We start from the raw sequence: 8,407 nt of genomic DNA, 5'->3' as shown, positions 1-8,407 counted from the left end.
ACCGGCCCGGTGCCGGTACGGCCGGCGGCGGACGGGGTCATGGGCGTCTCACACATCCGTCAGCTCCCTGTGGGTGGAACCAAGCCGGAGCCCGCCGTGCTCACGGCTGCCTTGTATGTCGCTCCATGTCGGCTGACCCTTCCCCGCACCGGCAAACCTCGGGCCCTCCTTACGGGCCAACGGCCATGCGTCCGCCGCACCGGGGGTACGCGGAACACATGACGGATGTTGTGGACTCGGACGAACTGCTGCGCCGCATGCACCGGGCGAGGGCCTGCGCCGCCCAGGAACAGCACACGTGGCGGACCCGCCGCGACGAGCTCCGCCCGACCGACCCGGAGGCGGCCCAGGAGGCGGCGGTCCGGACGGTGGCGTACGAGGCGGTGCTCCGCGTACTGGACGAGGTGCTGACCCCGGGGCGCCGGCCCGGCCAGACGTGACGGCACACTCGCGGGGGCCCGGTCCGGTTGGGTCGGTGCCGGCGGGGAAACCGCAGACGCATGGCCATCGATCACACGCGCGCACCCGTGCTGGAAGCTCTCGCCGCGTACCGGCGCGAGGGCCGGCTGTCGTTCACGCCGCCGGGGCACAAGCAGGCCCGGGGTGCCGACCCCGAGGTCCGCGAGGTCCTCGGCGACGCGGTCTTCCTGGGTGACGTCCTGGCGATCGGCGGGCTCGACGACCGGCTCACCCGCAACCGGGTGCTGGAGCGCGCCCAGGAGCTGATGGCCGACGCCGTCCACGCGGACCACACCTTCTTCTCGACGTGCGGCAGCTCCCTGTCGGTCAAGGCGGCGATGCTCGCGGTCGCGGGCCCGCACGAGAAGCTGCTGATCGGCCGGGACGCACACAAATCGGTCGTGTCGGGTCTGGTGCTCGCCGGGATCGAGCCGGTCTGGGTCGAACCCCGCTGGGACGCCCGGCTCCACCTGGCCCACCCGCCGTCGGCGGCGGAGTTCGAGGCGGCCTTCGAGGCACATCCCGACGCGAGGGGGGCCCTGATCACCAGCCCGACGCCGTACGGGGCCGGCGCGGATCTGCGGGCCGTGGCCGAGGTCTGCCACCGCCGCGGTCTGCCGCTGATCGTCGACGAGGCGTGGGGCGCGCACCTGCCGTTCCACCCGGACCTGCCGTCGTGGGCGATGGACGCGGGCGCCGACATCTGCGTGACCAGCATCCACAAGATGGGCAGCGGCCTGGAGCAGGGCTCCGTCTTCCACCTCCAGGGTGATCTGGTCGAGCCGAAGCTCCTCGGCATGCGGGCCGACCTGCTCAGCACCACCAGCCCCTCGGCGCTGATCTACGCCGGCCTCGACGGCTGGCGCCGCCAGATGGCGCTGCGCGGCGAGGAGGTCATGGGCGCCGCGCTCGGTCTCGCGGCCGAGGTGCGCGCCGCCGTCGAGGAGATCGACGGCATGCACGTCAACGACCGCGCGGACTTCTGCGGGCCTGGCCTGGCCGACGACTTCGATCCGCTGCCGGTGGTCATCGACATCGAGGGGCTCGGCGTCTCGGGGTACCGGGCCGCCGACTGGCTGCGCGCCGAGCGTGGCGTCATCGCCCATCTGACGGACCACCGGCGGATCGGCGCGCAGATCACCCACGGCGACGACCGGGAGACGGCCGGTGAGCTGCTGGCGGCGCTGAAGGCTCTCGCGGCCGCCGCCCCGGGGCTGCCCGCCGCCCCGCGGGTGGCCGTGCCGTCACCGGCCGAGCTGCGGATGGCGCAGGTACGGCTTCCCCGGGACGCCTTCTTCGGGCCGACCGAGGACGTCCCGCTGGACCGGGCGGCCGGCCGTATCGCGGCGGAGATGATCACGCCGTACCCTCCGGGCATCCCGGCCGTGCTGCCGGGCGAGCGGCTGACCGAGCCGGTGCTGCGGTACCTCCGTACCGGTCTGGACGCCGGGATGTTCCTGCCCGACCCGAGCGATCCGGCGCTGGAGACGGTGCGAGTGGCCGCGGAGAACACCAGGTGAGACGCGTGTCTCGACGGGTGGCACGGCGCGGGTGAGACCGGTCACGCGGGGCGCTCGTGGATTCCCGGAACACCCGGAAGTGGTTTAGCGTTCACTCATACGTGGTGACGGGGTCGATCCCCGCGGTCCCCCGACGCCACCGTCTACGGCCCTGGCCGGCCTCCCCCGTCCGGCCAGGGCTTTCTCATGCCGTCACGGAATCTCCGCCGCCCGCCGAGGTGCCCGGCGCCGCTTCAGCCGCTCCAATGGAGTAGAGGCAACGCACCGGACCGCACCGTCGGCGAGGAGTTCCGCGTCATGACCAAAGCGATCAAACTGCTCACCGCTCTGCCGCCGCCGCAGCGCGGCCGGCTCACCGCCCTCGCCCGTGAGGTGCGGTTCCCGGAGGACACGCGGATCTTCGAAGCGGGAGGCGCCGCCGACCGCTTCTGGGTGGTCCGCTCGGGCGCGGTCTCCCTCACCCAGCAGGTCACGTCCCAGCAGAGCGTGACGGTGGCGAGCCTCGGCGCGGGCGACCTGCTCGGCTGGTCCTGGCTCTTCCCGCCGTACCGCTGGGACTTCGGCGCCGAGGCGTTCAGCGCGGTGCGCGCCTACGAGTTCGACGCGGGCGAGGTGCTGCGGCTGTGCGAGGAGGACACCGAACTCGGTGTCCTCCTGATCCGCTCCGTCGCCGAGATCCTCGCCCACCGCCTGGAATCGACCCGCGGCAAACTGCTGGAACAGTACTCCCTGCACCGCGGGGGCCCGCTGTGACCGGAACGGGCGGCCCGCGGTGGGCGGAACGGGCGGAGTGCGCCCGGCCCTCGAGGGCGGCTCTCCGTCGCGCGCTACACGCGGTGGCGCCGTAGTGCCGGTACCGCCGCCGCCAGGCCCAGCATCACCACCACGACCAGCAGCCCGCCGCCCGCGACCGCGCCGCGCGGGCCGACGGCCGAGCCCGCCGTGCCGTGGAGGACGTCAGCCAGCCGGGGCCCGCCCGCGACCACGACCGTGAAGACGCCCTGCATCCGGCCGCGCATCTCGTCCGTCGCGGCGGACAGCAGGATCGCCCCGCGGAACACCATCGAGACCATGTCGGCGACGCCCGCGACGGCCAGGAACACCACCGCGAGCCACAGGTTGCCGCTGAGTCCGGAGCCCGCGACGGCCGCGCCCCAGGCGACGACCGCGCCGATCACCATCCAGCCGTGCCGCTTCGCCCGGGAGAACGTGCCGGAGAACAGGCCGCCCGCCACCGCGCCGATGGGGATCGCCGCGTACAGCAGACCGAGCGCGAGCCCCTCGCCCCAGGGCGCGTACGTCTCGGCGGCGAGCTGCGGGAACAGCGCGCGCGGCATGCCGAAGACCATGGCGACGATGTCGGCGACGAAGGACAGCAGCAGCACGGTGTGCCCGGCGATGTAGCGGAAGCCGTCCACGATCTCCCGCAGCCCCGCCCGGCGCTTGCCGGAGCCCGTGAGCGGCAGCAGGGCCGGCAGCCGGTAGACCGCCCACACGGTGGCGCACAGCGCGACGGCGTCGAGCAGGTACAGCTCGGGCAGGCCGATGACGGGTATCAGCACACCGGCGAGGAGCGGCCCGACGACCTGCCCGGTCTGCATGACGGTCGAGCCGAGGGCGTTCGCGGCGGGAAGTTCGTCCTCCGGCACCAGCCGGGCGATGGAGGCGCTGCGGGCCGGGGAGTTCAGTCCCCAGAACGCCTGCTGGAGAGCGAGCAGCACCATCAGCACGGCCACCGACCCCAGGCCCGTGACGGCCTGCACCCAGAACAGCAGCGACGTGACCGCGATACCGGTGTTGGTGATCAGCAGCAGCTTGCGGCGGTCCATGCTGTCGGCGACCGCGCCGCCCCACAGCGCGAACACGACCAGCGGCACGAGCCCGGCGAGGCTGGCCGCGCCGACCCAGGCGGAGGAACCGGTGATGTCGTAGATCTGCTTGGGCACCGCCACGGCGGTCAGCTGGCTGCCGACGGCCGTGACGATGGTGGAGGCCCACAGCCGACGGAAGGCGGGGCGGCGCAGCGGGCGGGTGTCCATCGCCCAGCGGCGCCAGCCACCCCGCCGCTCCCGATCCCGGCCGGCCGCGTCCTTCGCCACGCCCTCCCGAAGGGCTTCGGTGTCGCTGTCGCTCGTGTCCACGCGTCCCTGCTGTTCCTGGTTGGTCATTACATCTTTCAGCTGCGGACCTCACTATGACAGGGCGGTACGGATCACGGTGTGACGGACGGCTCAGGCCCCGGCGACGAGCGTCAGACCCATCACGATCATGGTGACTGCGACCAGCGCGTCCAGGACCCGCCAGGCCGCGGGCCGGGCGAGGAACCGGCCGAGGAACCGGGCACCGAACCCCAGCGCGGCGAACCAGGCGAGGCTCGCCAGCACCGCGCCCAGGCCGAAGGTCCAGCGCAGCGCGCCCCGGTCGGCGGCGACGGAGCCGAGCAGGAAGACGGTGTCCAGGTAGACGTGCGGATTGAGCCAAGTCATCGCCAGACAGGTCAGCACCGCGCGGCGCCGGGACCCGGCGGCGGCGCCGTCGTCCGCGCGCAGCGCTCCGGCCGGCCGGAACACCCGGCGGGCGGCCAGCGCGCCGTATCCCAGCAGGAAGGCGCCGCCGATCCAGCCGACGGCGGTCAGCGCGCCCGGCCAGGCCACGACCAGGGCGCCGACGCCGCCGACCCCCAGGGCGATCAGCACCGCGTCCGACAGGGCGCAGATCCCGACGACGGCGAGGACGGCGTCGCGGCGGATGCCCTGCCGGAGGACGAAGGCGTTCTGGGCGCCGATGGCGACGATGAGCGAGAGGCCGGTGCCGAACCCGGCGGCCGCGGCGGTCAGGGCGTTGTTCACCGTCTCGACGCTAAGCGGGCGATCTCCTCGGGTACAGCTAAAGATTCTTACGTATCCTTAGCACTCATGATGACGACGGCCGCGGTGGCGCCGGGTGAGCTGCCCCTGGACCAGGTACGGACGCTGCTGACGGTGGTGGACGAGGGGACCTTCGACGCCGCGGCGGCGGCGCTGCACATCACGCCGTCGGCGGTGAGCCAGCGGGTGAAGGCGCTGGAGCAGCGCACGGGCCGGGTGCTGCTGCTGCGCACCAAGCCGGTGCGGCCCACGCCGTCCGGGGCGGTGCTGGTGCGGCTCGCCCGGCAGCTCGCGCGGCTGGAGCGGGACGCCTACGCGGAGCTGGGGCTGAGCGGGGGCGGGCCGGTCCGGGTGTCGGTGGCGGTGAACGCGGACTCGCTGGCCACCTGGTTCCTCGACGCCCTCACCCGCGTGCCGCGCGATCCGCCGCTCTGCTTCGACCTGCGCCGCGAGGACGAGGCGCACACCGCCGCGCTGCTGCGGGAGGGCGCGGTGATGGCCGCGGTGACCTCGTCGCCGGACGCGGTGCCGGGGTGCTCGGTGCGTCCGCTGGGCCGGATGCGGTATCTCCCGGTGGCCGCGCCCGAGTTCGCCGCCCGGTACCTGGACGGGCCGCCCGGGGAACGGCTCGCCGAGGCGCCCGTGGTGGTCTTCGACCGGCTCGACGACCTCCAGGACGGTTTCGTGCGCCGGCTGGGCGACGGGCGCGGCGCGGCGAGCGCTGCCCGGCACCACGTACCGGCGTCGGAGGCGTTCGTGGGGGCCGTGACGGCCGGGCTGGGCTGGGGGCTGGTCCCCGAGCCGCAGGCCGCACCGCTGCTGGCGGACGGGCGGCTGGCCGAGCTGGTCCCCGGCACGACGGTGGACGTACCGCTGTACTGGCAGCAGTGGAAGCTGGACTCGCCGGCGCTGGCCGTGGTGGCCGAGGCGGTGGCGGAGGGAGCGGCCCGCGCGCTGCGCCACTGAGCGCTCCACCGTAGCTTCACCGGTTCCCCGCACAACCCCCGCGGCCAGGATGCGACTTCACGGCCTCTCGCCCGTTTCGCCCCGGGGTCATCAGGTCACCCGTGAGCGAGCGAATCTTCATTCTTCCAGCGCGACAAGACGATCGCAGGTGACTTCGATGGACAACTGGCGTGAGCACGCGGCCTGCCGCGACGAGGACCCCGACCTCTTCTTCCCGATCGGCACCTCCGGGCCCGCCCTGCTCCAGACCGAGCAGGCGAAGGCGGTGTGCCACCGGTGCCCGGTGCGCGAGCAGTGTCTGCGGTGGGCGCTCGACACCGGCCAGTCGATCGGCGTCTGGGGCGGCACCGGAGAGAACGAGCGGCGCGCGCTGAAGCGCCGGCTGGCCTCCCGCCGGCGCACGGGCTGACGGACCGACCGACCGCCGAGAGAGCCGACCCTGAGCGAAGGGGCCTCGCCGTGAACGCCATGAACGCCGTGAACGCCGTGAACGTCCGTGTGCGCCGCGTCTACGATCCGCCCGCCGCCGACGACGGTGTGCGGCTCTTGGTGGACCGGCTCTGGCCGCGGGGTCTCGCCAAGGACGCGGCGCGGCTCGACGAGTGGCCCAAGGCCGTCGCCCCGTCGACGGAACTGCGCCGCTGGTTCCACGCGGGCGAGGGCTCCTTCGAGGAGTTCGCCGAGCGCTACGAGGCGGAGCTGGCCGAGCCGGCGGCCGCCGCGGCCCTCGGCCACGTGCGGGAGCTGGCGTGCGAGGGCACCGTGACCCTCCTGACGGCGACGAAGGACCCGGAGCACAGCCATGCCGCCGTGCTCACCCGGGTCCTCGGGTCCTGACCACCCCCCGATCACGTCCTGACCACGTCCTGACCACGTCCTGACCGCGTCCTGGACGCGGAGGAGCGCTCAGGCCGTCTGCCGCGCCGCCGCTCGCCCCGCCGCCCGCCCCGAGAAGAGGCAGCCGCCGAGGAACGTGCCCTCCAGGGCGTTGTACCCGTGCACCCCGCCGCCGCCGAACCCCGCCACCTCACCGGCCGCGTAGAGGCCGTCGAGCGGCGTGCCGTCGAGGCCGAGGGCGCGGGAGTCGAGGTCGGTCTGGATGCCGCCGAGGGTCTTTCGGGTGAGGATGTGCAGCTTGACCCCGATGAGCGGGCCCGCGGCCGGGTCCAGGAGGCGGTGCGGGGCGGCGACCCGGCCGAGGCGGTCGCCGACGTAGCGGCGGGCGTTGCGGATGCCCTGGATCTGGGCGTCCTTGGCGTAGGGGTTGGCGAGTTGCAGGTCGCGCGCCTCGATCTGGCGGCGGACGAGTGCCGCGTCGAGGAGCGGCTTGCCGGTCAGCGCGTTCATCCGCTCCACCAGCCGCTCCAGGTCGGGCGCGGTCACGAAGTCGGCGCCCTCGCGCAGGAAGGCGGCGACCGGACCCGGCGCCCCCTTGCCGAGGACGCGCTCGCGCAGGACGGCGCCGCGGTCCTTGGCCGTGATGTCCGGGTTCTGCTCGGAGCCCGACAGCGCGAACTCCTTCTCGATGATCTTCCGGGTGAGGATGAACCAGGAGTGGTCGTGCTCGGCGAGTCCGTCGGCGGTGCGCAGGTGGCGCAGGGTGGACAGGGTGTCGTAGCCGGGCAGGCAGGGGTCGGGCAGGCGGCGGCCGAGGGCGTCGAACCACAGGGAGGACGGGCCGGGGATGATGCGGATGCCGTGTCCCGGCCAGACCGGGTCCCAGTTGCGCACGCCCTCGGTGTAGTGCCACATCCGGTCGCGGTTGACCAGGCGGACGCCGGCCTCGGCGCTGATGTCGAGCATGCGGCCGTCGACGTAGGCGGGGACGCCGGTGACCATCTCGGCGGGCGGGGTGCCGAGCCGCTCCGGCCAGTACCGGCGGACGATGTCGTGGTCGGCGCCGATGCCGCCGGAGGTGACGATCACGGCCTGCGCGGTCAGTTCGAAGTCGCCGATCTCGTCGCGGTTGGAGGCGACGCCGCGCGGCGCATCGTCCGGGGCGAGGACCCGGCCCCGCACACCGCGTGCGGCGCCGCCCTCGACGACCAGTCCGTCGACGCGGTGGCGGTGGTGGAAGGTGAGCAGGCCGTCGCGGACGGCCTCCTTGGCGTAGCGGACGAAGGGTTCGACGACACCGGTCCCGGTGCCCCAGGCGATGTGGAAGCGCGGCACCGAGTTGCCGTGTCCGTCGGCCCTGAGGTCGCCGCGCTCGGCCCAGCCGACGGTCGGCAGGAACGTGATGCCGTGGCCCTGGAGCCAGGACCTCTTCTCCCCCGCCGCGAACTCGACGTACGCCCGCGCCCAGCGCACCGCCCAGGAGTCCTCGTCGTCGGTCCGGTCGAAGCCCGCACTGCCCTGCCAGTCGTTCCAGGCCAGGTCAGAGCCGTCCTTGATGCCGAGGCGCCGCTGCTCGGGCGAGTCGACGAGGAACAGCCCGCCGAACGACCAGAACGCCTGCCCGCCGAGGTTGGCGGCGTTCTCCTGGTCGACGAGGGCGACGCGCCGCCCCCGGCTGGTCAGCTCGTGCGCCGCGACCAGGCCCGCGAGGCCCGCTCCCACGATGACGACGTCGGCATCCATGGCGATCCGTCCCTT

General features: G+C 73.8%; 9 protein-coding genes. 6 read left to right on the top strand and 3 right to left on the bottom strand.

Annotation, left to right across the window (positions count from 1 at the left end; genetic code table 11):
- Positions 1-218: 218 nt before the first annotated feature.
- The 3 genes from UW392_RS01420 (at position 219) to UW392_RS01410 (ending at position 2,732) form a co-directional block, all read left to right on the top strand.
- Positions 219-440: a hypothetical protein gene (locus UW392_RS01420; RefSeq protein ID WP_320772965.1), complete on the top strand. Its 222-nt coding sequence runs from the start codon at positions 219-221 to the stop codon at positions 438-440.
- Between the two features lie 60 nt (positions 441-500).
- Positions 501-1,979 carry an ornithine decarboxylase gene (locus tag UW392_RS01415; RefSeq protein WP_320772964.1) on the top strand — a complete coding sequence of 493 codons (1,479 nt, stop codon included), beginning with the start codon at positions 501-503 and terminating at the stop codon, positions 1,977-1,979.
- Between the two features lie 297 nt (positions 1,980-2,276).
- The gene (locus UW392_RS01410; RefSeq protein WP_320772963.1) at positions 2,277-2,732 is read left to right on the top strand and encodes a cyclic nucleotide-binding domain-containing protein; all 456 of its coding nucleotides are present in this window, start codon (positions 2,277-2,279) and stop codon (positions 2,730-2,732) included.
- Positions 2,733-2,806: 74 nt separating this feature from the next.
- On the opposite strand, the gene UW392_RS01405 is transcribed toward UW392_RS01410, so the two are convergent.
- Both UW392_RS01405 and UW392_RS01400 read right to left on the bottom strand, forming a co-directional pair.
- A complete protein-coding gene (locus tag UW392_RS01405; RefSeq protein ID WP_320772962.1) occupies positions 2,807-4,147 on the bottom strand; it encodes an MFS transporter in 1,341 nt (446 codons plus the stop codon).
- A gap of 63 nt (positions 4,148-4,210) precedes the next feature.
- Positions 4,211-4,828, bottom strand: a complete 618-nt coding sequence (locus UW392_RS01400; protein ID WP_320772961.1) for a LysE/ArgO family amino acid transporter — start codon at positions 4,826-4,828, stop codon at positions 4,211-4,213.
- A gap of 66 nt (positions 4,829-4,894) precedes the next feature.
- Between UW392_RS01400 and UW392_RS01395 the strand changes: the two genes are divergently transcribed.
- From UW392_RS01395 to UW392_RS01385, 3 genes are all read left to right on the top strand, one after another.
- Positions 4,895-5,812, top strand: coding sequence for a LysR family transcriptional regulator ArgP (locus UW392_RS01395; protein WP_320772960.1), 918 nt, complete (start codon positions 4,895-4,897; stop codon positions 5,810-5,812).
- Between the two features lie 157 nt (positions 5,813-5,969).
- On the top strand, positions 5,970-6,221 hold the full coding sequence (locus tag UW392_RS01390; RefSeq protein WP_320772959.1) for a WhiB family transcriptional regulator: 252 nt from the start codon (positions 5,970-5,972) through the stop codon (positions 6,219-6,221).
- A gap of 77 nt (positions 6,222-6,298) precedes the next feature.
- The gene (locus UW392_RS01385) at positions 6,299-6,649 is read left to right on the top strand and encodes a DUF488 domain-containing protein (RefSeq protein ID WP_320772967.1); all 351 of its coding nucleotides are present in this window, start codon (positions 6,299-6,301) and stop codon (positions 6,647-6,649) included.
- A 69-nt stretch (positions 6,650-6,718) separates the two neighbouring features.
- Here the strand turns inward: UW392_RS01385 and UW392_RS01380 are convergent, their stop codons facing one another.
- The gene (locus tag UW392_RS01380) at positions 6,719-8,392 is read right to left on the bottom strand and encodes an FAD-binding dehydrogenase (RefSeq protein ID WP_320772958.1); all 1,674 of its coding nucleotides are present in this window, start codon (positions 8,390-8,392) and stop codon (positions 6,719-6,721) included.
- Positions 8,393-8,407: the final 15 nt, after the last annotated feature.

Source organism: Streptomyces sp. CRN 30, from assembly GCF_034105845.1.
The sequence above is the reverse complement of the archived record's forward strand: the minus strand, read 5'-3'. Positions and strand labels throughout refer to the sequence as shown.

Bases quoted from the DNA above. Each gene is read 5' to 3' on its own strand.
- UW392_RS01420 (WP_320772965.1), top strand. From the start codon at position 219: ATGACGGATGTTGTGGACTCGGACGAACTGCTGCGCCGCATGCACCGG.
- UW392_RS01415 (WP_320772964.1), top strand. From the start codon at position 501: ATGGCCATCGATCACACGCGCGCACCCGTGCTGGAAGCTCTCGCCGCG.
- UW392_RS01410 (WP_320772963.1), top strand. From the start codon at position 2,277: ATGACCAAAGCGATCAAACTGCTCACCGCTCTGCCGCCGCCGCAGCGC.
- UW392_RS01405 (WP_320772962.1), bottom strand. From the start codon at position 4,147: ATGACCAACCAGGAACAGCAGGGACGCGTGGACACGAGCGACAGCGAC.
- UW392_RS01395 (WP_320772960.1), top strand. From the start codon at position 4,895: ATGATGACGACGGCCGCGGTGGCGCCGGGTGAGCTGCCCCTGGACCAG.
- UW392_RS01390 (WP_320772959.1), top strand. From the start codon at position 5,970: ATGGACAACTGGCGTGAGCACGCGGCCTGCCGCGACGAGGACCCCGAC.
- UW392_RS01380 (WP_320772958.1), bottom strand. From the start codon at position 8,392: ATGGATGCCGACGTCGTCATCGTGGGAGCGGGCCTCGCGGGCCTGGTC.